This window comes from Streptomyces buecherae, assembly GCF_014295035.1.
Taxonomy (GTDB): Bacteria; Actinomycetota; Actinomycetes; order Streptomycetales; family Streptomycetaceae; genus Streptomyces; species Streptomyces youssoufiensis.
This window is the reverse complement of sequence record NZ_CP060404.1, coordinates 1,083,893-1,107,242: the sequence shown is the minus strand read 5'-3', so window position 1 is coordinate 1,107,242 and position 23,350 is coordinate 1,083,893. Positions and strand designations below refer to the sequence as shown.

At 72.4% G+C, this 23,350-nt stretch carries 19 protein-coding genes and 1 pseudogene; 19 read left to right on the top strand and 1 reads right to left on the bottom strand.

What is annotated here, in order from left to right:
• Positions 1–2 precede the first annotated feature (2 nt).
• From H7H31_RS33660 to nusB, 13 genes are all read left to right on the top strand, one after another.
• Entirely contained in the window at positions 3–401 is a 399-nt protein-coding gene (locus H7H31_RS33660; RefSeq protein WP_232109672.1) for a hypothetical protein, read from the top strand.
• Positions 401–3,070 (top strand): alanine--tRNA ligase, encoded by a 2,670-nt coding sequence (gene alaS / locus H7H31_RS04025; RefSeq protein WP_187064063.1) that lies wholly within the window; start codon positions 401–403, stop codon positions 3,068–3,070. Before H7H31_RS33660 ends, alaS begins: the two co-directional genes overlap by 1 nt.
• 329 nt (positions 3,071–3,399) lie before the next feature.
• A complete protein-coding gene (ruvX, locus tag H7H31_RS04020; protein WP_176165002.1) occupies positions 3,400–3,864 on the top strand; it encodes a Holliday junction resolvase RuvX in 465 nt (154 codons plus the stop codon).
• Positions 3,865–3,990: 126 nt separating this feature from the next.
• Positions 3,991–6,015 carry an endolytic transglycosylase MltG gene (gene mltG / locus H7H31_RS04015; RefSeq protein ID WP_187064062.1) on the top strand — a complete coding sequence of 675 codons (2,025 nt, stop codon included), beginning with the start codon at positions 3,991–3,993 and terminating at the stop codon, positions 6,013–6,015.
• A 22-nt stretch (positions 6,016–6,037) separates the two neighbouring features.
• The gene (locus H7H31_RS04010) at positions 6,038–6,880 is read left to right on the top strand and encodes a shikimate dehydrogenase (protein ID WP_187064061.1); all 843 of its coding nucleotides are present in this window, start codon (positions 6,038–6,040) and stop codon (positions 6,878–6,880) included.
• A 227-nt stretch (positions 6,881–7,107) separates the two neighbouring features.
• Positions 7,108–8,292 (top strand): chorismate synthase, encoded by a 1,185-nt coding sequence (gene aroC / locus H7H31_RS04005; protein WP_176165005.1) that lies wholly within the window; start codon positions 7,108–7,110, stop codon positions 8,290–8,292.
• On the top strand, positions 8,289–8,843 hold the full coding sequence (locus tag H7H31_RS33655; RefSeq protein WP_217202178.1) for a shikimate kinase: 555 nt from the start codon (positions 8,289–8,291) through the stop codon (positions 8,841–8,843). The genes aroC and H7H31_RS33655 overlap by 4 nt, the downstream gene beginning before the upstream one ends.
• A 48-nt stretch (positions 8,844–8,891) precedes the next feature.
• A complete protein-coding gene (gene aroB / locus H7H31_RS04000; RefSeq protein WP_187086188.1) occupies positions 8,892–10,016 on the top strand; it encodes a 3-dehydroquinate synthase in 1,125 nt (374 codons plus the stop codon).
• Positions 10,013–10,459: a type II 3-dehydroquinate dehydratase gene (gene aroQ / locus H7H31_RS03995; protein WP_187064060.1), complete on the top strand. Its 447-nt coding sequence runs from the start codon at positions 10,013–10,015 to the stop codon at positions 10,457–10,459. The genes aroB and aroQ overlap by 4 nt, the downstream gene beginning before the upstream one ends.
• Positions 10,460–10,805: 346 nt before the next feature.
• Positions 10,806–11,699: an AAA family ATPase gene (locus H7H31_RS03990; RefSeq protein ID WP_187117778.1), complete on the top strand. Its 894-nt coding sequence runs from the start codon at positions 10,806–10,808 to the stop codon at positions 11,697–11,699.
• 220 nt (positions 11,700–11,919) lie between these two features.
• Complete coding sequence (locus H7H31_RS03985) at positions 11,920–13,026, top strand: M24 family metallopeptidase (protein ID WP_176165010.1); 1,107 nt, start codon at positions 11,920–11,922, stop codon at positions 13,024–13,026.
• Between the two features lie 47 nt (positions 13,027–13,073).
• The gene (efp, locus tag H7H31_RS03980) at positions 13,074–13,640 is read left to right on the top strand and encodes an elongation factor P (RefSeq protein WP_176165011.1); all 567 of its coding nucleotides are present in this window, start codon (positions 13,074–13,076) and stop codon (positions 13,638–13,640) included.
• A gap of 2 nt (positions 13,641–13,642) precedes the next feature.
• Positions 13,643–14,074: a transcription antitermination factor NusB gene (nusB, locus tag H7H31_RS03975; protein ID WP_176165012.1), complete on the top strand. Its 432-nt coding sequence runs from the start codon at positions 13,643–13,645 to the stop codon at positions 14,072–14,074.
• Between the two features lie 323 nt (positions 14,075–14,397).
• Here the strand turns inward: nusB and bldD are convergent, their stop codons facing one another.
• Positions 14,398–14,898: a transcriptional regulator BldD gene (gene bldD, locus H7H31_RS03970; RefSeq protein WP_176165013.1), complete on the bottom strand. Its 501-nt coding sequence runs from the start codon at positions 14,896–14,898 to the stop codon at positions 14,398–14,400.
• Positions 14,899–15,096: 198 nt separating this feature from the next.
• Between bldD and pyrR the strand changes: the two genes are divergently transcribed.
• The 6 genes and pseudogenes from pyrR to carB all read left to right on the top strand — a co-directional run bounded on the left by pyrR (position 15,097) and on the right by carB (position 23,337).
• Positions 15,097–15,750, top strand: coding sequence for a bifunctional pyr operon transcriptional regulator/uracil phosphoribosyltransferase PyrR (pyrR, locus tag H7H31_RS03965; RefSeq protein ID WP_222625108.1), 654 nt, complete (start codon positions 15,097–15,099; stop codon positions 15,748–15,750).
• An 89-nt stretch (positions 15,751–15,839) separates the two neighbouring features.
• Positions 15,840–16,880, top strand: a complete 1,041-nt coding sequence (locus tag H7H31_RS03960) for an aspartate carbamoyltransferase catalytic subunit (protein WP_176165015.1) — start codon at positions 15,840–15,842, stop codon at positions 16,878–16,880.
• On the top strand, positions 16,877–18,172 hold the full coding sequence (locus H7H31_RS03955) for a dihydroorotase (protein WP_176165016.1): 1,296 nt from the start codon (positions 16,877–16,879) through the stop codon (positions 18,170–18,172). The genes H7H31_RS03960 and H7H31_RS03955 overlap by 4 nt, the downstream gene beginning before the upstream one ends.
• Positions 18,169–18,699: pseudogene (locus tag H7H31_RS03950) on the top strand (PH-like domain-containing protein); the annotation flags it as partial. The gene H7H31_RS03955 and the pseudogene H7H31_RS03950, both read left to right, overlap by 4 nt.
• Before the next feature lie 191 nt (positions 18,700–18,890).
• Positions 18,891–20,030 (top strand): glutamine-hydrolyzing carbamoyl-phosphate synthase small subunit, encoded by a 1,140-nt coding sequence (gene carA, locus H7H31_RS03945; RefSeq protein ID WP_187061928.1) that lies wholly within the window; start codon positions 18,891–18,893, stop codon positions 20,028–20,030.
• Positions 20,023–23,337 carry a carbamoyl-phosphate synthase large subunit gene (gene carB / locus H7H31_RS03940; RefSeq protein ID WP_187061927.1) on the top strand — a complete coding sequence of 1,105 codons (3,315 nt, stop codon included), beginning with the start codon at positions 20,023–20,025 and terminating at the stop codon, positions 23,335–23,337. The genes carA and carB overlap by 8 nt, the downstream gene beginning before the upstream one ends.
• The last annotated feature ends 13 nt before the right edge of the window (positions 23,338–23,350 follow it).

The following is a 23,350-nucleotide window of genomic DNA, read 5'->3' as shown; positions in this document are numbered from 1 at the left end:
CGATGTTCCGCCGCGCATTCTGGTTCACCACCGGCGCCGCAGCCGGCGTGTGGGCCACCACGAAGGTCAACCGCAAGTTGCGCCAGCTGACCCCCGAGAGTCTGGCCGCGCAGGCCGCGGACAAGGCGGTGGAGACCGGACACCGACTGAAGCAGTTCGCCCTGGACGTACGGGTCGGAATGTCGGACCGTGAGGCGGCGTTGAACGACGCGCTGGGACTCAACGGGGGGCCCGACGCCCGGGAACTGCCCGTACGGCACGCGCAGGTGCTGGAGTCGAAGACCTACCGCCCCGCGGGCCTGACCGCCCAAGGCGATCCGGACACCCGCCGGGGCGACGACTGGAACGACCGGGAAAACGACCGGAAGACCGACCGGAACGATCGGAAAGAGGACTACTGATGGAGTCGGCCGAAATCCGCCGCCGCTGGCTACGCTTCTTCGAGGAGCGGGGGCACACCGTCGTGCCGTCGGCGTCGCTGATCGCGGACGACCCGACGCTGTTGCTGGTCCCCGCGGGCATGGTGCCCTTCAAGCCGTACTTCCTCGGTGAGGTCAAGCCCCCCTTCGACCGGGCCACCAGCGTGCAGAAGTGCGTGCGCACGCCCGACATCGAAGAGGTCGGCAAGACCACGCGGCACGGCACGTTCTTCCAGATGTGCGGCAACTTCTCCTTCGGTGACTACTTCAAGGAAGGCGCCATCAAGCTCGCCTGGGAGCTGCTGACCAGCTCGCAGGCGGACGGGGGCTACGGCCTGGACCCGGAGAAGCTGTGGATCACGGTCTACGAGCAGGACGACGAGGCCGAGCGCATCTGGCGTGAGGTCATCGGCGTGCCGGCCGAGCGCATCCAGCGCCTGGGCATGGGCCCCAACTACTGGTCCATGGGCGTGCCCGGACCGTGCGGCCCCTGCTCCGAGATCAACTACGACCGCGGCCCCGAGTTCGGCCCCGAGGGCGGCCCGGCCGTCAACGACGAGCGGTACGTGGAGATCTGGAACCTGGTCTTCATGCAGTACGAGCGCGGACCGGGCTCCGGCAAGGAGGACTTCCCGATCCTCGGCGAGCTGCCCAGCAAGAACATCGACACCGGCCTCGGCCTCGAACGCCTCGCGATGATCCTGCAGGGCGTGCGCAACATGTACGAGACGGACACCCTCCGGGTCGTCATGGACCAGGCCACCGAGCTGACCGGGGTCGCCTACGGCACCAGCACGGACACCGACGTCGCCCTGCGCGTGGTCGGCGACCACATCCGCACCTCGGTGATGCTCATCGGCGACGGCGTCACCCCGGGCAACGAGGGCCGCGGGTACGTGCTGCGCCGCATCATGCGCCGCGCCATCCGCAACATGCGCCTGCTGGGCGCCACCGGGCCGGTGGTCGGGCAGCTCGTGGACGTCGTGCTCACGACGATGGGCCAGCAGTACCCGGAGCTGCTCGAGGACCGCAAGCGCATCGAGACGGTCGCCCTGGCCGAGGAGAGCGCGTTCCTGAAGACGCTGAAGTCCGGCACCAACATCCTGGACACGGCCGTCAGCGAGACCAAGGCCGCCGGCTCCACCACGCTCGCCGGCGACAAGGCGTTCCTGCTGCACGACACGTGGGGCTTCCCCATCGACCTGACCCTGGAGATGGCCGCCGAGCAGGGGCTGACCGTCGACCAGGAGGGCTTCCGCCGCCTGATGAAGGAGCAGCGGGAGCGGGCCAAGGCGGACGCCAAGTCCAAGAAGCAGGGCCACGCCGACCTCTCGGCCTACCGCGCGGTCGCCGACACCTCCGGCACCACGGTCTTCACCGGGTACGCGGAGACGGCGGGCGAGTCCTCCGTCGTCGGGCTGCTCGTCGACGGCGTCTCGTCGCCCGCCGCGCACGAGGGCGACGAGGTCGAGGTCGTCCTCGACCGCACGCCGTTCTACGCCGAGGGCGGCGGTCAGCTCGCCGACACGGGCCGGATCAGGCTGGACACCGGCGCCGTGGTCGAGGTGCGCGACGTGCAGCAGCCGGTGCCCGGCGTGAGCGTGCACAAGGGCGTGGTGCAGGTCGGCGAGGTCGTCGTCGGCGCCGGGGCGTACGCCCAGATCGACGTCACCCGCCGGCGGGCCATCGCCCGCGCGCACAGCGCCACCCACCTCACCCACCAGGCGCTGCGCGACGCGCTCGGCCCGACGGCCGCCCAGGCCGGCTCGGAGAACTCGCCCGGCCGCTTCCGGTTCGACTTCGGCTCGCCCGCCGCCGTCCCCGGCACGGTACTCACGGACGTCGAGCAGAAGATCAACGACGTGCTCTCCCGCGAACTCGACGTCACCGCCGAGGTGATGAGCATGGACGAGGCGAAGAAGCAGGGCGCCATCGCCGAGTTCGGCGAGAAGTACGGCGACCGGGTGCGCGTGGTGACCATCGGCGACTTCTCCAAGGAGCTGTGTGGTGGCACGCACGTGCACAACACGGCCCAGCTCGGCCTGGTGAAGCTGCTCGGCGAGTCCTCGATCGGCTCGGGGGTGCGCCGCGTGGAGGCCCTGGTGGGCGTCGACGCGTACAACTTCCTCGCTCGCGAGCACACGGTGGTCTCGCAGCTCACGGACCTGGTCAAGGGGCGTCCCGAGGAGCTGCCGGAGAAGATCTCCGGAATGCTGGCCAAGCTCAAGGAGGCCGAGAAGGAGATCGAGCGGTTCCGCGCGGAGAAGGTGCTGCAGGCCGCCGCCGGCCTCGCCGAGGGCGCCCAGGACGTGCGGGGCGTCGCGCTGGTGACCGGCCGGGTGCCCGACGGCACCGGCGCTGACGACCTGCGCAAGCTGGTGCTCGACGTGCGCGGGCGCATCCAGGGCGGTCGCCCAGCCGTCGTCGCGCTGTTCGCCGTCGCCGGCGAGCGCCCGCTCACCGTGATCGCCACCAACGAGGCGGCCCGCGAGCGCGGCCTCAAGGCCGGCGAGCTGGTGCGCACCGCCGCCAAGACGCTCGGCGGAGGCGGCGGCGGCAAGCCGGACGTCGCGCAGGGCGGCGGCCAGAACCCGGCCGCCATCGACGACGCGGTCGCCGCCGTGCAGCGCCTCGTCGCCGAGCAGGCGTGAGGAGCGGCCCAGCGGGCGTGAGCACCAGCCGACCAGGCGTGCGGACCGGCCGAGCCGGCGGGCCGCGCGGCTGAGTGGGCGCGGCGGGTGGCCGCGCCGCGCGTGACGCGCGGGCGGGCCGCCGCGTGGTGGGAGGAGTGGTCGGCCGGCCGGGTGGACGTCACCCGGCCGGCCGATGACCGCCCGGACCGGTGCGATGTGCACTCGACTGGGCGCGGGAACGGACGGGGTGACGGAAGTACGTCGCCCCGATGGTGGAACAACGGCTCCGGCGTGAGCGGTAGGTCGAGCGGGAGCGGGGACGAGGCGGCGTGAGCGAGGAACGGCCCATGCGACGCGGGCGACGGATCGCCGTCGATGTCGGAGACGCCCGGATCGGGGTGGCCTCGTGCGACCCCGACGGGGTCCTCGCGACACCGGTGGAGACGGTGCCGGGCCGGGACGTGCCGGCCGCGCGGCGCAGGCTGGTGGCGATCGTCGAGGAGTACGAGCCGATCGAGGTCATCGTCGGACTGCCACGGTCCCTGCGCGGTACGGAGGGTCCGGCCGCGACCAAGGTGCGCGGCTTCGCCGACGAGCTGGCCCGGGCCGTTGCGCCGGTGCCGGTACGACTGGTCGACGAGCGCATGAGCACGGTCACCGCGACCCAGGGGCTGCGCGCCGCGGGGGTCAGGAGCAAGAAGGGGCGGTCGGTCGTCGACCAGGCCGCCGCCGTCATCATCCTCCAGAACGCGCTGGAGACGGAGCGCGCCTCGGGCCGCCCGCCGGGAGAGGCCGTCGAAGTGGTCATCTGATCGCGATACGGTAACGTTCCGCGCGGCATGGCAGCCGTTCGAATCCCGGGCGTCGTGATAGCCCGGCGGAGCGAACCCCGCGCCCCACGCGCGTACCGGCTGCCGCAGCGCGGCACTAGGGGATTGATGACTGAGTATGGCCGGAGCTCCGGCTCCCAACCGTGGGACCCCGAGGACCCCTTGTACGGGGACCCGGGGTGGCACGGGCAGCAGGCCGCGGGCGGTCAGAGCCCCTACGGTGACCAGGCCCAGCAGTATGCGCAGCAGCAGGAACCTTTCGCGCAGCAGCAGTACGGCTGGGACGGCGCGCCGGGCTCGGGCGCCCCGTACGGCGGCGGCCCGGGCGACCCGTACACGCACGGCCAGCAGCAGGGCCAACAGCCGGGCCAGCAGCACGGCCAACAGCCGAACCAGTCCGTCGACCCCTACGGGACGGGCCAGCACGCCCAGCCCGGTGACGCCTACCCGACGGGTCAGCACGCCCAGTCCGGTGACCCGTACGGGACGGGTCAGCACGCCCAGTCGGGCGATCCGTACGGGACGGGTCAGCACGCGCAGCCCGGCGAGCCCTACGCGCCGGACCAGCACGGCCAGCCGGTCGACGGCTACCCCTCCGGTCAGCACGGTCACCCCTACGGCGGCGGGCAGGCCGACTACCACGGGACGCCGGACGGCTATCCGGCGCCCGAGCAGCAGGCGCCCCCGCACGGCCAGCACCCCCAGCAGCAGCCGGCGTACCAGGGACAGGCGGGGCAGGAGCCCCGGCAGCGGACGCGCGGACGGTCTCCGGCGGGCCCTCCGGCGGAGGAGCCGGTAGACGACTGGCGGGCGGAGAACGAGCCCGATCCGGGCCAGCCCGACCACCCCTTCTTCGCGGAAGAGAAGAACTCCTTCTTCGACGACGCCGACGGCGCCGGCCGAGGCGGGCGCGACGGACGCGGGCCGGGGCGCGGCGACGGCCGGGGCGCCGAGCACGAGGGCGGGTTCGACGACGCGTATGACGACGATGTCAGCGACCCGCGCGAGGAGCGTCGGCAGTCCCGGGAGCGGCGGAACAAGAAGACCAAGCGCCGTAGCGGCATGGCGTGTCTGGTGGTCACGGTGGTGCTCGGCGGCGTCGTGGGTGGCGTGGGGTACTTCGGCTACCAGTTCTGGCAGAGCCACTTCGGCGCCGCGCCGGACTTCGCGGGCGAGGGCACCGACGAGCAGGTGCAGATCGAGATCCCCGAGGGCACCGGCGTCGCCGCCATGGGCGAGATTCTCAAACGCGAAGGCGTCGTCAAGAGCAGCCGGGCGTTCGTGGACGCCGCCAACGAGAGCCCCAAGGGCGATCGCATCCAGGCGGGGACGTACACGCTCAACAAGCGGATGTCGGGGGACGCGGCCGTCACGATGATGACCGACCCCGCGGCGCTCAACTCCCTGATCATCAGCGAGGGCATGCGCAACCGCGCCGTCTACGCCGCGATCGACAAGAAGATCGGCGCCGCTGAGGGCACCACCCTGGAGGTGGCCCGGAAGGAGTACCGCAACCTCGGGCTCCCCGCCTGGGCGAACAAGAACCCCGACATCAAGGACCCGCTGGAGGGGTTCCTCTATCCCTCCCGCTACAGCGTCGGCAAGGACGCCAAGCCCGCCGCCGTACTGCGCAAGATGGTCGAGCAGGCCAACAAGGAGTACGAGAAGCTCGGCATCGACGAGGCCAAGGCGCGGAGCCTGGGCCTGTCGTCGCCGCTCGACATCGTCACCGTGGCCAGCCTCGTCAACGCCGAGGGCATGACGCACGACGACTTCCGCAAGATGGCCGACGTCGTCTACAACCGCCTCAAGCCCGACAACGTGCAGACCAACGGGCTGCTGGAGTTCGACTCGACGTACAACTACATCAAGAACCAGAGCAAGATCGACTTGACGATCGAGGAACTGCGCAAGTACGACAACCCCTACAACACGTACCACGACGAGGGGCTGCCGCCCGGACCCATCGGGAACCCGGGGGAGGACGCGCTGAAGGCCACCCTGAAGCCCGAGCGGGGCGGGTGGTACTACTTCGTCTCCGTCGACCTCAAGACGACGAAGTTCACCAAGACCTACGCCGAGCACAAGAAGCTGGTCGACGAGTTCAACAAGACGCGCGGCGGCGGTAACTGACACAGGGGGCGGGGACAGACAGATGCCGGACGACCGCAGGGCGGCGGTCCTAGGATCGCCCATCGCGCACTCGCTCTCGCCGGTGTTGCACCGGGCCGCGTACGCCAAGCTGGGTCTGACCGGCTGGCGCTACGACCGGTACGAGGTGGACGAGGCCGGGCTGCCGGCCTTCCTCCAGGGGCTGGACCGCACCTGGGCCGGGCTCTCGCTGACGATGCCGCTCAAGCGTGCGATCATCCCGCTGCTCGACGAGATCAGCGAGACCGCGGCCTCGGTGGAGGCGGTGAACACCGTGCTGTTCACCGAGGAGGGTCGGCGGGTCGGCGAGAACACCGACATCCCCGGCATGATCGCGGCCATGCGCGAGCGCGGCGTGGAACGGGTGGAGCGCGCCGCGGTGTTGGGCGCCGGGGCTACGGCGTCCTCAGCGCTGGCCGCCCTCGCCCGCATCCAGGTCGGCGAGGTCACCGCGTACGTGCGCGGGGCGGCCCGGGCCACCGAGATGCGGCAGTGGGGCGAGCGGCTCGGGGTGCGCGTGCGCATCGCGGACTGGGCGGACGCCGCCGAGGCGATGAGCGCCCCGCTGGTGTTCGCCACCACGCCGGCCGGCAGCACCGACGCGCTGGCCGCCGCCGTGCCCGAGCGGCCCGGCGCGCTCTTCGACGTGCTCTACGACCCCTGGCCGACCGCGCTCGCCGCAGCCTGGTCGGCGCGCGGCGGCGCCGTCGTCGGCGGGCTCGACCTGCTCGTGCACCAGGCGGTGTTGCAGGTGGAGCGGATGACCGGCGGCGCGGCACCGCTGGCCGCCATGCGGGAGGCGGGCGAGGCCGCGCTCGCGGCGCGGCAGCGAGCCACGGCGCCGTAGCGGCTCGGGCCCGCGCGGCGGCGTTCCGCGCGCGCCCGGCCGGTGGCCACCGGGGGCGCGCGCGGTCGGGCGCCGGTGCGCCGTGCGGACGCTGCCCGAACATCGCGCCGCCCCGGGACCGGCGCGGGCCGTCGTCCGTAGCGTGGACGGGCGAACGGGCTCCGTCGCAGCTCATGGGAGGATCGGAGCTGAGAAGTCGCACGGGCGCGAGGTTTTAAGGAGCACCGTTGAGCAGGTTGCGTTGGCTGACGGCGGGGGAGTCGCACGGCCCCGCACTGGTGGCGACCCTGGAGGGGCTGCCCGCCGGGGTACCGATCACCACCGACATGGTGGCGGACGCCCTCGCGCGGCGGCGGCTCGGCTATGGCCGCGGTGCCCGGATGAAGTTCGAGCGCGACGAGGTCACGTTCATCGGCGGCGTACGGCACGGCCTGACCATGGGCGGCCCCGTGGCGATCATGGTGGGCAACACCGAGTGGCCCAAGTGGGAACAGGTGATGGCCGCCGACCCGGTCGACCCACAGGTGCTGGCGGGGCTGGCGAGGAACGAGCCGCTGACCCGCCCCCGGCCCGGCCACGCCGACCTGGCCGGCATGCAGAAGTACGGCTTCGACGAGGCCCGGCCCATCCTGGAGCGCGCCTCCGCGCGGGAGACCGCGGCCCGCGTCGCCCTCGGCGCCGTCGCCCGCTCCTACCTCAAGGAGACGGCCGGCATCGAGATCGTCTCGCACGTGGTGGAACTGGCCGCGGCGAAGGCCCCGTACGGCGTCTACCCGACCCCCGGCGACGTCGAGCGTCTCGACGCCGACCCGGTGCGCTGCCTGGACCCCGAGGCCAGCGAGGCGATGGTGGCCGAGATCGACCAGGCGCACAAGGACGGCGACACCCTCGGCGGCGTGGTCGAGGTGCTGGCGTACGGCGTGCCGGTCGGGCTCGGCTCGCACGTGCACTGGGACCGGCGGCTCGACGCGCGGCTCGCGGCGGCGCTCATGGGCATCCAGGCCATCAAGGGCGTCGAGCTGGGCGACGGGTTCGACCTGGCCCGGGTCCCCGGCTCGCAGGCGCACGACGAGATCCTGCCGACCGAGGACGGGATCAAGCGGGCGACCGGCCGCTCCGGCGGCACCGAGGGCGGGCTGACCACCGGCGAGCTGCTGCGCGTGCGGGCCGCGATGAAGCCCATCGCGACCGTGCCCCGGGCGCTGGCCACCGTCGACGTGACCACCGGAGAGCCGACCAAGGCCCACCACCAGCGCTCGGACGTGTGCGCCGTGCCGGCCGCCGGGATCGTCGCCGAGGCGATGGTGGCGCTGGTGCTCGCCGACGCGGTGGCGGAGAAGTTCGGCGGCGACAGCGTCCCCGAGACCCGCCGCAACGTCCGTGGCTTCCTCGACCACCTGCAGATCCGGTGACCGGCGCGGAGCAGCACGCCGCGCCCGGCGCCGGCGAGCGCCGCGGGCCCGTCGTGATCCTGGTGGGCCCGCCCGGCGCGGGCAAGACGACCGTGGGCGCGCTGCTCGCCGAGCGCCTGGGCACCACCTACCGCGACACCGACGCCGACATCGAGCGGACCGCCGGCCAGCCCATCCCGGAGATCTTCTTCGAGCACGGCGAGCCGCACTTCCGCGCCCTTGAGCGGGCCGCGGTGCGCGCCGCGGTCGCCGAGCACCAGGGTGTGCTCTCGCTCGGCGGCGGCGCGGTGATGGACGAGGACACCCGGGCGCTGCTGACCGGCCTGCCCGTGGTCTTCCTCGACGTGCGGCTCGCCGCGGCCGTGCGCCGGGTGGGCCTGGACGCGCCGCGCCCGCTGCTGGCCGTCAACCCGCGACAGCGCTGGCGGGAGCTGATGGAGGCGCGCCGCCCGTTGTACACGCAGGTGGCCCGCGCCGTCGTGAGCACCGACGACCGCACTCCCGAGGACGTGGCCGGCGAGGTGGCGGGGGCGCTGGAGCTTGAGAAGTGATCGTGTGACCCGCATCCCGCAGACGCCGCATCCCGCAGTGAGGAACGCATGACTGACCCGTCCAAGACCGCAGCGCCCGCCGACCCCGCGCAGCCGACCCGCGTCCAGGTCGCGGGCAGCGCGGGAACCGCGTCGTACGAGGTGCTCATCGGCCGCCAACTCCTCGGCGAGCTGCCCGCCCTCATCGGTTCCGGGGTCAAGCGCGTGGCGGTGCTGCACCCCGAGGCGCTGTCCGCCACCGGCGAGGCGCTGCGCGCCGACCTCGCGGAGCAGGGCTTCGAGGCCATCGCCATCCAGTTGCCGAACGCGGAGGAGTCCAAGACCGCCGAGGTCGCCGCGTACTGCTGGAAGGCGCTGGGCCAGACCGGGTTCACACGCTCGGACGTGATCATCGGCGTCGGCGGTGGCGCCACCACGGACCTGGCGGGCTTCGTGGCGGCCACCTGGCTGCGCGGGGTGCGCTGGATCGCGGTGCCGACCACGGTGCTCGGCATGGTGGACGCGGCGGTCGGCGGCAAGACCGGCATCAACACCGCCGAGGGCAAGAACCTGGTCGGGGCCTTCCACCCGCCGTCCGGGGTGCTGTGTGACCTGGCGGCGCTCGACTCGCTGCCGGTGAACGACTACGTCAGCGGCCTCGCCGAGGTGATCAAGGCCGGGTTCATCGCGGACCCGGTGATCCTGGAGCTGATCGAGGCCGACCCGGCCGGCGCCCGCAGCCCGCAGGGCCCGCACACCGCGGAACTCCTGGAGCGCTCGATCAAGGTCAAGGCCGACGTCGTCTCGTCGGACCTCAAGGAGTCGGGCCTGCGCGAGATCCTCAACTACGGGCACACGCTGGCGCACGCCATCGAGAAGAACGAGCGCTACAACTGGCGGCACGGCGCGGCCGTCTCGGTCGGCATGGTCTTCGCGGCCGAACTCGGCCGGCTGGCCGGGCGCCTTGACGACGCCACGGCCGACCGGCACCGCGCCATCCTGGACTCCGTCGGGCTGCCGCTCAGCTACCGGGCCGACCAGTGGCCTCGGCTCCTGGAGACGATGCGGGTGGACAAGAAGTCCCGGGGCGATCTGCTGCGCTTCATCGTCCTGGACGGGCTCGGCAAGCCCACCGTCCTGGAGGGCCCGGACCCGGCGGTGCTGCTCGCCGCCTACGGGGAGGTGGCCAAGTGACGGACCGGCGCCGGGTGTTGGTGCTCAACGGGCCCAACCTGGGCCGCCTCGGCAGCCGCGAGCCCGACGTGTACGGGGCGACGTCCTACGCCGGTCTGGTCGAGCAGTGCACGGCGCTCGGCGAGAAGCTGGGGTTCGACGTCGAGGTGCGCGAGACCAACGACGAGGGCGAGCTGATCCGTTGGCTGCACGAGGCCGCGGACGGCGCCCTTCCGGTGGTGATCAACCCGGGCGCGTTCACGCACTACTCGTACGGGATGCGGGACGCGGCGGCGCAGCGCACGGCGCCGCTGATCGAGGTGCACATCTCCAACCCGCACGCGCGCGAGGAGTTCCGTCACAACTCTGTCATCGCCGCCGTCGCCAGCGGCACGATCGCCGGGTTCGGAATCGGGTCATATCGGCTCGCCCTGCGGGCCCTGGCGGACCAGCTCTCCGCCTGACGCGACCCGCGCGACGCCCCGGGCCCAGCAGGCGCCGCCGCCACACGCCCCGTCGCGTGACGGTCACCTCAACTCCCGTATCCGTCCGGCGAGTTGAGGCCCGGTGCCAGGCCCGGGCGCCGCGCGTTCGGCCCGGGGGCGCGGCGCGCCCGGCCGGTCGGGCCCGGCGCGGCCCGGGGCCGGCGGTCGGCGCCGGTGGGGGAGTGCGCACCGGCCAACGACGGGCCGGGTGAGGCGCCGTTCACCCGGAAGTGGGAGAGTACCGTTCGGTAGCGCACTCGGCCGGCGCACGCGCGCGGCCGGGTCTACACACGTCAGCCGCCCGTACGAGACGGAGAGCCACCGGATGCAGCACGCAGTGGGAGTTCCGCTGCCCCCGTCCCACGGCCAGGGGCAGGGTGCGGCGGGCGCCGCCCAGCACTCGGGCCACCCCGCGCCACCCGGGTCGCCGCCCGTGGCCGGCGGCCCCCATCCGACGCCGGGCCCCGCCCCCACGCCCGGCTGGCCCGGGAGCCCGCCGCTCCCCGCGCCGGCGCCCCCGCCGCACCCGGCGCCGCCGATGTCGGCCCCCTCCGGGCCGCCGCCCGCGACCGACGGCACCACCGGGCCGGTGACGCTGCCCCCGGGCGCTCCCGTACCGCTGCCCGACGCGTCGCGGGACCAGCCCGTGATCGACGCGTCCCGCACCGCGGTGGCCGTGCTGCTCATCGGGCCGGCCGGCGCGGGCAAGACCACCGTGGCCCGGCTGTGGGCGGACAGCCGGCGGGTGCCCACCGCGCACATCAGCCTCGACGACGTGCGCGAGTGGGTCAGGTCCGGCTTCGCCAACCCGCAGTCCGGTTGGAACGAGAACTCCGAGGCGCAGTACCGGCTCGCCCGCCGCACCTGCGGCTTCGCGGCCCGCAACTTCCTGGCCAACGGCATCTCCTGCATCCTGGACGACGCCGTCTTCCCCGACCGCCCGGTCGTGGGCCTCGGCGGCTGGAAGCGGCACGTCGGCCCCGGGCTGCTGCCCGTGGTGCTCCTGCCGGGCCTCGAGGTCGTCCTGGAGCGCAACGCGGCGCGCTCGGGCAACCGCAGGCTCAGCGACGAGGAGGTCGCCCGCATCCACGGCAGGATGGCCGGCTGGTACGGGTCGGGGCTGCCGATCATCGACAACTCGCAGTACGACGTGGCACAGACCGCCCAGATGCTGGACGAGGCCGTCGCGCGCAGCATCGCGAGCCCGCCCACCTGGTAGCCACCAGGGCCCGGCCGTCGGAACCTTTCCGCTGGTCGGGCCCGGGGCCGGCCGTGGCGAACTCCCCCTTCCCGAGGCGTCCCGGGCCGCCGTCCGGGGCCCTGGCGCGTCGCCTGACCCCGCGCCCCGGCTCCGCGTCCGGACCCACGCCGGGCGCCAGTCGTCCCCACTCGGACGCGCCCGACCGGCCGAGTGGGCGCGGCGCGCCTAGGCTCGAAGCATGTCCGAGGTCTTCGCGACGCGACGTACCCGCCTGCGCGAGCGTTGCGCGGCCGTGGGGAACGCGGCAGCGCTCGTGTCCCGGCCCGCCAACGTCCGCTATCTGTGCGGCGAGACGCGGCCCGGGGCCGTACTGCTGCTCGGGCCGACCGAGGACGTGTTGCTGCGTCCCGCCGCCCGGGCGGCCGAGCCCGCGCCAGCCCGGCCCGAGGATGACCTTCCGGTGCGGGAGCTGACCGAGCCGCACGGCGACCCGGCCGTCGCCGCGGCCGACCTCGCCGCCGCCGCGGGCGCCGCGCGGCTGGCCGTCGAGGAGCACCACCTCACCGTGGACCGGCACCGCGCCCTGCGTTCGGCCGCGCCCCGGCTCGACCTCGCCGACCTCGGCTGCGCCGTCGAGCAGCAGCGGATCGTCAAGGACGACGACGAGATCGCCGCCCTGCGCATCGCCGCCGAGATCGCCGACCAGGCGCTGGGCGAACTCCTCGAATCGATCCTGGTGGGCCGCACCGAGCGGCACCTCGCGCTGGAGCTGGAGCGCCGCCTGGTGGACCACGGCGCGGACGGCCCGACGTTCGCCACCTCCGTCGGCACCGGCCCGCACTCGGGCCGCCTCGGGCACCTGCCCACCGACCGCCGCGTCGAGGAGGGCGACTTCCTCACCGTCTGCCTGGGCGCCGGCTACCGCGGCTACCGCTGCGAGGTGGGCCGGACCTTCGTCATCGGAACCTCGCCGGCTGACTGGCAGATCGAACTGTACGATGTGGTCTTCGCCGCCCAGCGGGCCGGTCGGGAGGCGCTGGCGCCGGGCACTGCCTACCGCGAGGTGGATCGTGCGAGCCGGCAGGTGCTGGCCGCCGCGGGCTGCGATGCGACGCTGGGGGCCCGGGTCGGGCACGGGGTGGGCCTGGAAAACGACGAGGACCCTCGGCTGGCGCCGGAAGCCATGGGTAAACTGGACGCTCGTGTGCCGGTCACCGTCGAACCGGGGGTCCACCTCCCGGGGCGGGGCGGCGTCCGGATCGATGACACACTCGTCGTTCGCCCCGAGGCAGACGGCGGCCCCGAGCTACTCACCATCACGACCAAGGAGCTGCTCGCGCTCTAGCGCGCACCCCTGGTTCCACCAGCTTCAGTCCAGGAGATTCCGCAACCGTGGCATCCACGAACGACCTCAAGAACGGCCTGGTGCTCAAGCTCGACGGGGGCCAGCTCTGGTCCGTCGTCGAGTTCCAGCACGTCAAGCCCGGTAAGGGCCCCGCCTTCGTCCGCACCAAGCTGAAGCATGTGCTGTCCGGCAAGGTCGTCGACAAGACCTTCAACGCCGGCGTGAAGGTCGAGACGGCGAATGTCGACAAGCGCGGCATGCAGTTCTCGTACAAGGACGGCAACGACTTCGTGTTCATGGACACGGAGACGTTCGACCAGATCAACGTGACGCCGGAGACCGTCGGCGACGCGGCCAACTACCTGCTCGAGGGCAACGAGGTCGTCGTCGCCATGTACGAGGGCGCCGTCCTCTACATCGAGCTGCCGGCCTCCGTCGAGCTGGTCATCGAGTACACCGAGCCCGGTGTCCAGGGTGACCGCTCCACCGGTGGCTCCAAGCCCGCCCGCCTGGAGACCGGTTACGAGATCCAGGTCCCGCTCTTCATCACCACCGGTGAGAAGATCAAGGTCGACACCCGCTCCGGTGAGTACCTCGGTCGGGTGAACAGCTAACCGTGGCTGCCCGCAACAAGGCCCGCAAGCGTGCCTTCCAGATCCTCTTCGAGGCCGATCAGCGCGGCACCGCCGTGCCGACCGTGCTCGCGGACTGGATCAGGCACTCGCGGTCCGACGACCGGCAGCCGCCGGTCAACGAGTACACGATGCAGCTCACCGAGGGGTACGCCGACCACGCGGACCGCATCGACGAGTTGATCGCCACCTACGCGGTCGGTTGGTCCCTGGACCGGATGCCGGTCGTCGACCGGAACATCCTGCGGCTCGGCGCCTACGAGCTGATCTGGGAGGACGAGACGCCGGACGCGGTGGTGATCGATGAGGCGGTGCAGCTCGCCAAGGAGTTCTCCACGGACGACTCCCCGGCGTTCGTCAACGGCCTGCTGGGGCGGCTCAAGGAGCTCAAGCCCAGCCTGCGCCGCGAAGGCTGACCAGTACGCCTCATGCCGCTGCCCCTGGCACGACCCGAGAGGGTCGCCAGGGGCAGCGGCATGTGCGGAGCCCTGACGCGGTCGGACCGCGTACGCCCGAACGAGTGACGGCCGGCGGCCGGCCACGGCCGACCAGCGGACGCGGGTCAACGCTGCGTGTCGCTCCACGCCACAGACCCCCGCGCCGCGAGGGCGGGCACTCCGCGACAGCGGGTGTCCACCCCGGCGGGCGGGGGTGCGTACGGCGATGAGGTGCGAGCCGGGGCCCGAGGGCGCGCCCGAGGTGTCGCGGGCGCTACCGGCAGCCGGTCACCGGCGGTCGGTCACAGGTCCTCGTGCTGCACGGCGCGACGGGCGTCCGCGTCCAGCACGCCCCAGCCGATGAGCTGCTCGGTCAGCACGGAGGGCGACTGGTCGTAGATCACCGCGAGGGTGCGCAGGTCGTCCTGGCGGATCGAGAGGACCTTGCCGTTGTAATCGCCGCGCTGGCTCTGGATCGTGGCCGCGTACCGCTGCAGGGGACCCGCCTTCTCGGCCGGGACGTGCGCCAGCCGCTCCAGGTCGAGCACCAGCTTCGGCGGCGGCTCGGCGGCACCGCCCGGCGTCGTGCCCGGCAGGAGTTCCTGCACGGGAACGCCGTAGAAGTCGGCCAGCTCGGCCAGGCGCTGCACCGTCACGGCGCGGTCGCCGCGCTCGTACGAACCGACCACCACGGCCTTCCAGCGGCCCTGGGACTTCTCCTCGACACCGTGGAGGGAGAGCCCCTGCTGGGTGCGGATGGCGCGGAGCTTGGCTCCGAGCTGTTTAGCGTATTCGCTGGACATAAAGCTCCCCGGACGAAGACTGGTAACTCACTGTGAGGTTACGCAGCGTAATCTGGCTTCGTCAAGCCGAAAGTTGCGTACGCGTGCTCGGGTGGGGGTCACGACTGCGCACCTTTTCGGTCCTGGTACCGTCAATAACGTAAATCCGACGTCCTTTAAGGTCCGTCCCGTGAGGCGGAGAAGGAGGTCCGTTCCGTTATGGACGCACCCAGCCAGCCCCCTGGCCCCGCATCGACCACAAGCTCTGGCCATAGCTCTGGCTCGGAGATCGATGCCCGGCCCGTGCTCGAGGCCCCGGACATCGCCCGGGTCGTGACCCGCATCGCCCACGAGATCGTGGAACGCGCCAAGGGCGCCCACGACGTCGTCCTCCTGGGCATCCCGACGCGCGGCGTCTTCCTCGCCCAGCGGCTCGCCGCCAAGCTTGAGGAGATCACCTCCCGCGCCATCCCGGTCGGTTCGCTCGACATCACCATGTACCGCGACGACCTGCGGCTCGGCCCCGCCCGTACGCTCGCCCGTACCGAGATCCCCACGGCGGGCATCGAGGGCCGGCTGGTCATCCTCGTCGACGACGTGCTCTTCTCGGGCCGCACCATCCGCGCCGCCCTGGACGCCCTCAACGACATCGGGCGCCCGCGCGCCGTGCAGCTCGCCGTGTTGGTCGACCGAGGCCACCGCGAGCTGCCCATCCGCGCCGACTACGTCGGCAAGAACCTCCCGACCTCCCTCCGCGAGACGGTGAAGGTGCAGTTCACCGAGTTGGACGGCCGGGACAGCGTGCTCCTTGGCGTGCGCCCCACAAGCCCCCGCGGCGGCGCCGAAGGGGAGCGCGCGGACGCCGGGCAGTAGCCCCCCGTACGGCATCGGCCCCCGGGCCGTGCCGCCGCGTGCCCGCATGCCCGCACGCCCCACCACTCCTTACCTCACGGAGCCCACAGATGAAGCGTCACCTCATCTCGGCCGCCGACCTCACGCGCGACGACGCCGTCCTGATCCTCGACACCGCCGAGGAGATGGCCCGCGTCGCGGACCGGCCGATCAAGAAGCTGCCCACACTGCGTGGGCGCACCGTCGTCAACCTGTTCTTCGAAGACTCGACGCGCACCCGCATCTCCTTCGAGGCCGCCGCCAAGCGGCTGTCCGCGGACGTCATCAACTTCTCCGCCAAGGGCTCCTCGGTCTCCAAGGGCGAGTCCCTCAAGGACACCGCGCTGACCCTGGAGGCGATGGGCGCCGACGCCGTCGTCATCCGGCACCACTCCTCCGGCGCCCCGCACCGGCTGGCCACCTCCGGCTGGATCAAGGGCTCGGTCGTCAACGCCGGCGACGGCACCCACGAGCACCCCACGCAGGCGCTGCTCGACGCGTTCACCATGCGTCGCCACCTGGCCGGCGCCGCGGACGGCGGGCCCACCCACCACCGCGGCCCGGGTGACGGCACCGGCCGTGACCTGGCGGGCCGCAAGGTCACCATCGTCGGTGACGTCCTGCACGGCCGCGTCGCCCGCTCCAACGTGCACCTGCTCACCACGCTCGGCGCCGAGGTCACCCTGGTCGCCCCGCCGACGCTGGTGCCCATCGGCGTCGAGAGCTGGCCCTGCGAGGTCAGCTACGACCTGGACGCGGTGCTGCCCACCTCGGACGCCGTGATGATGCTGCGCGTCCAGCGCGAGCGGATGAACGCCGCGTTCTTCCCCACCGAGCGTGAGTACGCCCGCCGCTACGGCCTGACCGGCGACCGCATGGCCCGAATGCCGGAACACGCCATCGTCATGCACCCGGGGCCGATGAACCGGGGTATGGAGATCACGGCCGAGGTCGCCGACTCGCCCCGCTGCACCGCCGTGGAGCAGGTGACCAACGGCGTGAGCATCCGGATGGCCGCCCTGTACCTGCTGCTCGGCGGCAACGAGCCCGCCCTCGCCCCGAGCGCCCCCGCCGACAAGCCCGCCCGCACCGAGGAGACCAGCACGCCATGAGCGAGACCACCAAGACCCTGCTGCGCGGCGCGCGACTGATCGGCGGCGACAGCGCCGACGTCCTCATCGAGGGCGAGACCATCGCCGCCGTGGGCCAGGGCCTGTCGGCCGAGGGCGCCACGGTCATCGAGGCCGAGGGCCAGATCCTGCTGCCCGGCCTGGTCGACCTGCACACGCACCTGCGCGAGCCGGGCCGCGAGGACTCCGAGACCGTGCTGACCGGCACCCAGGCCGCGGCCGTCGGCGGCTACACCGCCGTGCACGCGATGGCCAACACCTTCCCCGTCGCCGACACCGCCGGCGTCGTCGAGCAGGTGTGGCGGCTCGGCCGCGAGTCCGGCTACTGCGACGTGCAGCCGGTCGGCGCCGTCACCGTCGGCCTCGAGGGCGCGCAGCTCGCCGAGCTCGGCGCCATGCACGAGTCGGCCGCCGGCGTCGTGGTCTTCTCCGACGACGGCAAGTGCGTGGACGACGCGGTGATCATGCGCCGGGCCCTGGAGTACGTGAAGGCGTTCGACGGCGTCATCGCCCAGCACGCGCAGGAGCCCCGGCTCACCGAGGGCGCCCAGATGAACGAGGGCGTCGTCTCCGCCCAACTCGGCCTCGGCGGCTGGCCCGCCGTCGCCGAGGAGTCGATCATCGCCCGCGACGTCCTGCTCGCCGCGCACGTGGACTCCCGGGTGCACATCTGCCACCTGTCCACGGCCGGCTCGGTGGAGATCGTGCGCTGGGCCAAGTCCAAGGGCTGGAACGTCACCGCCGAGGTCACCCCGCACCACCTGCTGCTCACCGACGAACTCGTACGCTCCTACAACCCCGTCTACAAGGTGAACCCGCCGCTGCGCACCGAGGCCGACGTGCTCGCGCTGCGCGAGGCGCTCGCCGACGGGACCATCGACTGCGTCGCCACCGACCACGCGCCCCACCCGCACGAGGACAAGGACTGCGAGTGGGCGGCCGCCGCCATGGGCATGGTGGGCCTGGAGACGGCGCTCTCGGTCGTCCAGCACACCATGGTGGACACCGGCCTCCTGGACTGGGCCGGCGTCGCCGACCGGATGTCCTTCCGGCCCGCCGCCATCGGCCGCCTCGCCGGCCACGGCCGGCCCGTCGCCGCCGGCGAGCCCGCCAACCTGACCCTGCTCGACGCGGCATACCGTGGTGTGGTGAACCCCGCGGGCTTCGCCTCCCGCAGTCGTAACACGCCCTACGAGGGGCGCGAGCTGCCGGGCCGAGTGACACACACCTTCCTGCGGGGCCGGGCAACGGTCGTGGACGGGAAGCTGACGTGACACCTGTGACATTTCTGGCGGCGGACGACACCCAGAACGCGGGCGACTGGGCCGCGCGCACCGGCTGGGTCGTGGGCCTGCTGCTGGTCATCGTGCTGCTGTACTGGCTGATGCGGGAGGGCTGGAAGTGGCGCGGGCTGCTCCAGTCGGACCTGCCGGAGCTGGCGCAGGTGCCCGCCGACCCGGGCGAGCCCCGGCTCACCATGGCCGGGCGCTACCACGGCTCGACCAAGGCCGGGCAGTGGCTGGAGCGCATCGTCGCGCACGGCCTCGGCGTCCGTAGCCGCGCCGACGTCACGCTGACGGACGCCGGACTGACCGTGCGGCGCCCCGGCGCCCGGGACTTCCACGTGCCCACCAGCGCGCTGCGCGGCGCCCGGCTCGACAAGGGCATCGCCGGCAAGGTCCTCACCGAGGGCGGGCTGCTGGTGATCACCTGGCAGCTCGGCGACAGCGCGATCGACTCCGGCTTCCGCTCCGACCACGCCGCCGAACACGCGGCCTGGGTCACCGCGATCAACGACCTCACCGGCGGCCCCAGCGACGCGACCGCCACGCAGCGTGACGAGGACGGTCGCGTGGCCGCCGGCGCTGCGACACCGCGGGGGGCGACCCCCGCGACCCCCGAGGCTGCGACACCGCGGGGAGCGACCCCCGCAACCCCCGAGGCTGCGACACCGCGGGGAGCGACCCCCGCAACCCCCGAGAAAGGCACATGATGACGCTCTCCACCCAGGGGGCCAGGGTCCCCGCCGTGCTCGTTCTGGAGGACGGCCGCACCTTCCGTGGCCGCGCCTACGGGGCGGTGGGGGAGACCTTCGGCGAGGCGGTGTTCTCCACCGGCATGACCGGATACCAGGAGACCCTGACCGACCCCTCGTACCACCGACAGGTGGTCGTCATGACCGCACCGCACGTCGGCAACACCGGCGTCAACGACGAGGACCCGGAGTCCGGCCGCATCTGGGTCTCCGGCTACGTCGTCCGCGACCCCGCCCGCAAGCCCTCCAACTGGCGTGCCCGGCGCACCCTGGACGAGGAGCTGGCGGCGCAGGGCGTCGTCGGCATCAGCGGGGTCGACACCCGCGCCCTCACCCGCCACCTGCGCGAGCGCGGCGCCATGCGCGTCGGCATCTTCTCCGGCACCGCCCTGGAGGAGGAGTCCGCGCTCGTCGAGCGGGTGCGCACGGCCCCCGGCATGAAGGGCGCCGACCTGTGGAGCGAGGTGACCACCAAGCAGACGTACGTCGTCCCCGCGGTCGGCACCAAGCGCTTCACCGTCGCCGCCATCGACCTGGGCATCAAGACGATGACCCCGCGCCGGATGGCCGAGCGCGGCATAGAGGTCCACGTCTTCCCGGCCACCGCCAGCCTGGAGGAGATCTACGCCATCGAGCCCGACGGCGTGTTCTTCTCCAACGGCCCCGGCGACCCGGCCACCGCCGACCACCCGATGGAACTGGCGCGCGGCGTCCTGGACCGGCGCACCCCGCTGTTCGGCATCTGCTTCGGCAACCAGGTGCTCGGCCGGGCGCTCGGCTTCGGCACGTACAAGCTCAAGTACGGCCACCGCGGGATCAACCAGCCGGTGCAGGACCGCACCACCGGGAAGGTGGAGATCACCGCGCAGAACCACGGCTTCGCCGTGGACGCGCCCCTGGACGAGGTCGTGGACACGCCCTACGGCCGGGCCCGGGTCGCCCACGTGGGCCTGAACGACAACGTCGTGGAGGGCCTGGAGTGCCTCGACGTGCCCGCGTTCAGCGTCCAGTACCACCCCGAGGCCGCCGCCGGCCCGCACGACGCGGCCTACCTGTTCGACCGCTTTGTTTCCCTGATGGAGGGCCCCCGTGCCTAAGCGCACCGATATCCAGTCCGTCCTGGTCATCGGCTCGGGACCGATCGTTATCGGGCAGGCGGCCGAGTTCGACTACTCGGGCACCCAGGCGTGCCGCGTGCTCAAGGCCGAGGGCCTGCGCGTCATCCTGGTCAACTCCAACCCGGCCACGATCATGACCGACCCGGAGATCGCCGACGCCACGTACGTCGAGCCGATCACCCCCGAGTTCGTCGAGAAGATCATCGCCAAGGAGCGCCCCGACGCCCTGCTGCCCACGCTCGGCGGCCAGACCGCGCTGAACACCGCGATCTCGCTGCACGACTCGGGCGTGCTGACCCAGTACGGCGTCGAGCTGATCGGCGCCAACGTCGAGGCCATCAACAAGGGCGAGGACCGCGACCAGTTCAAGGACGTCGTCGCGGCCGTCAACGCCAAGATCGGTCACGGCGAGTCCGCCCGCTCGGTCATCTGCCACTCGATGGACGACGTCCTGGACGGCGTCGAGAAGCTCGGCGGCTACCCGGTCGTGGTCCGCCCCTCCTTCACCATGGGAGGCGCCGGCTCCGGCTTCGCGCACGACGAGGAGGAACTGCGCCGCATCGCCGGCCAGGGCCTGACCCTCTCGCCGACCACCGAGGTACTCCTGGAGGAGTCCATCCTCGGCTGGAAGGAGTACGAGCTGGAGCTGATGCGCGACAGGAACGACAACGTCGTGGTCGTGTGCTCCATCGAGAACTTCGACCCCATGGGCGTGCACACCGGCGACTCGATCACCGTCGCGCCGGCCATGACGCTCACCGACCGCGAGTACCAGACCCTGCGCGACATCGGCATCGCCGTCATCCGCGAGGTCGGCGTGGACACCGGCGGTTGCAACATCCAGTTCGCCGTCAACCCCGAGGACGGCCGGGTCATCGTCATCGAGATGAACCCCCGGGTCTCCCGTTCCTCCGCGCTCGCCTCCAAGGCCACCGGCTTCCCGATCGCCAAGATCGCCGCCCGGCTCGCCGTCGGCTACACGCTGGACGAGATCCCCAACGACATCACCGAGCAGACCCCCGCCTCGTTCGAGCCCACGCTCGACTACGTCGTGGTCAAGGTCCCGCGGTTCGCGTTCGAGAAGTTCCCGGCCGCCGACGCCACGCTGACCACCACCATGAAGTCGGTCGGCGAGGCCATGGCCATCGGCCGCAACTTCACCGAGGCGCTCAACAAGGCGCTGCGCTCGTTGGAGAAGAAGGGTTCGCAGTTCGACTTCGTCTCCGAGCCCGGCGACAAGGCCGCGCTCCTGGAGCGGGCGGCCGTCCCCACCGACGGCCGGATCAACACGGTGATGGCGGCCATCCGCGCCGGCGCCACCCAGGAGGAGGTCTTCGACGCGACCCGGATCGACCCCTGGTTCGTCGACCAACTCTTCCTGATCAAGGAGATCGCCGACGAGATCGCCGCCGCTGACCAGCTCTCGCCCGAGATTCTGCGCGAGGCCAAGCGGCACGGCTTCTCCGACGTACAGATCGCCGCCATCCGCGACCTCGGCCCCGAGGTGGTCCGCGAGGTGCGGCACGCGCTCGGCATCCGCCCCGTCTACAAGACGGTGGACACCTGCGCCGCCGAGTTCGCCGCGCGCACCCCGTACTTCTACTCCGCCTACGACGAGGAGTCCGAGGTCGCGCCGCGCGAGAAGCCCGCGGTGATCATCCTGGGCTCCGGGCCCAACCGCATCGGCCAGGGCATCGAGTTCGACTACTCCTGTGTGCACGCCTCCTTCGCGCTCAGCGACGCCGGCTACGAGACCGTCATGGTCAACTGCAACCCGGAGACCGTCTCCACCGACTACGACACCTCCGACCGGCTCTACTTCGAGCCGCTCACCCTGGAGGACGTCCTGGAGATCGTGCACGCCGAGCGGCAGGCGGGCCCGCTCGCGGGCGTCATCGTGCAGCTCGGCGGGCAGACCCCGCTCGGCCTCGCCCAGGCCCTCAAGGACAACGGGGTGCCCATCGTCGGCACCTCGCCCGAGGCCATCGACCTCGCCGAGGAGCGCGGCGCCTTCGGGCGCGTCCTCACCGAGGCCGGGCTGCCCGCCCCCAAGCACGGCACCGCCTTCTCCTTCGAGCAGGCCAAGGGCATCGCCGCCGAGATCGGCTACCCGGTCATGGTCCGCCCCTCGTACGTGCTCGGCGGGCGCGGCATGGAGATCGTCTACGACGAGCCCTCGCTGGCCGAGTACCTGACCCGGCACGCCGGCCTGATCTCCGAGCACCCGGTCCTCATCGACCGCTTCCTCGACGACGCCATCGAGATCGACGTCGACGCCCTCTACGACGGCCACGAGCTTTACCTCGGCGGCGTCATGGAGCACATCGAGGAGGCCGGCATCCACTCCGGCGACTCCGCCTGCGCGCTGCCCCCGATCACCCTCGGCGGCTTCGACATCAAGCGGCTGCGGTCCTCCACCGAGGCCATCGCCAAGGGCGTCGGGGTGCGCGGCCTGATCAACATCCAGTTCGCCATGGCCGGGGACATCCTCTACGTCCTCGAGGCCAACCCGCGCGCCTCGCGCACCGTCCCCTTCACCTCCAAGGCCACCGCCGTGCCGCTGGCCAAGGCCGCCGCCCGCATCTCGCTCGGCGCCACCATCGCCGAACTGCGCGCCGAGGGCCTGCTGCCGGCCACCGGCGACGGCGGAACGCTGCCGCTGGACTCGCCGATCTCCGTCAAGGAGGCCGTGCTGCCCTGGACCCGCTTCCGGGACGCCTCGGGCCGCGGCGTGGACACCATCCTGGGCCCGGAGATGCGCTCCACCGGCGAGGTCATGGGCATCGACTCGGTCTTCGGCACGGCATACGCGAAGTCCCAGGCCGCGGCGTACGGGGCGCTGCCCAGGGGCGGCCGGGCCTTCGTCTCGGTCGCCAACCGCGACAAGCGCTCGATGATCTTCCCGGCGCGCGAACTGGTGGCGCACGGCTTCGAGCTGCTGGCCACCTCCGGCACCGCCGAGGTGCTGCGCCGCAACGGCATCGACGCCACCGTGGTGCGCAAGCAGAGCGAGGGCGAGGGCCCGAACGGCGAGAAGACGATCGTCCAGCTCATCCACGAGGGGCAGATCGACCTCATCGTCAACACCCCGTACGGCACCGGAGGCCGGCTGGACGGCTACGAGATCCGCACTGCGGCCGTCGCCCGCGCCGTGCCCTGCCTCACCACGGTCCAGGCCCTCGCCGCCGCTGTCCAGGGCATCGAGGCGCTGGCCAGGGGCGAGGTCGGGGTGCGCTCCCTGCAGGAGCACGCCGGGCAGCTCATCGCGGCCCGCGACGCGAAGTAGCGGACGGACGCGC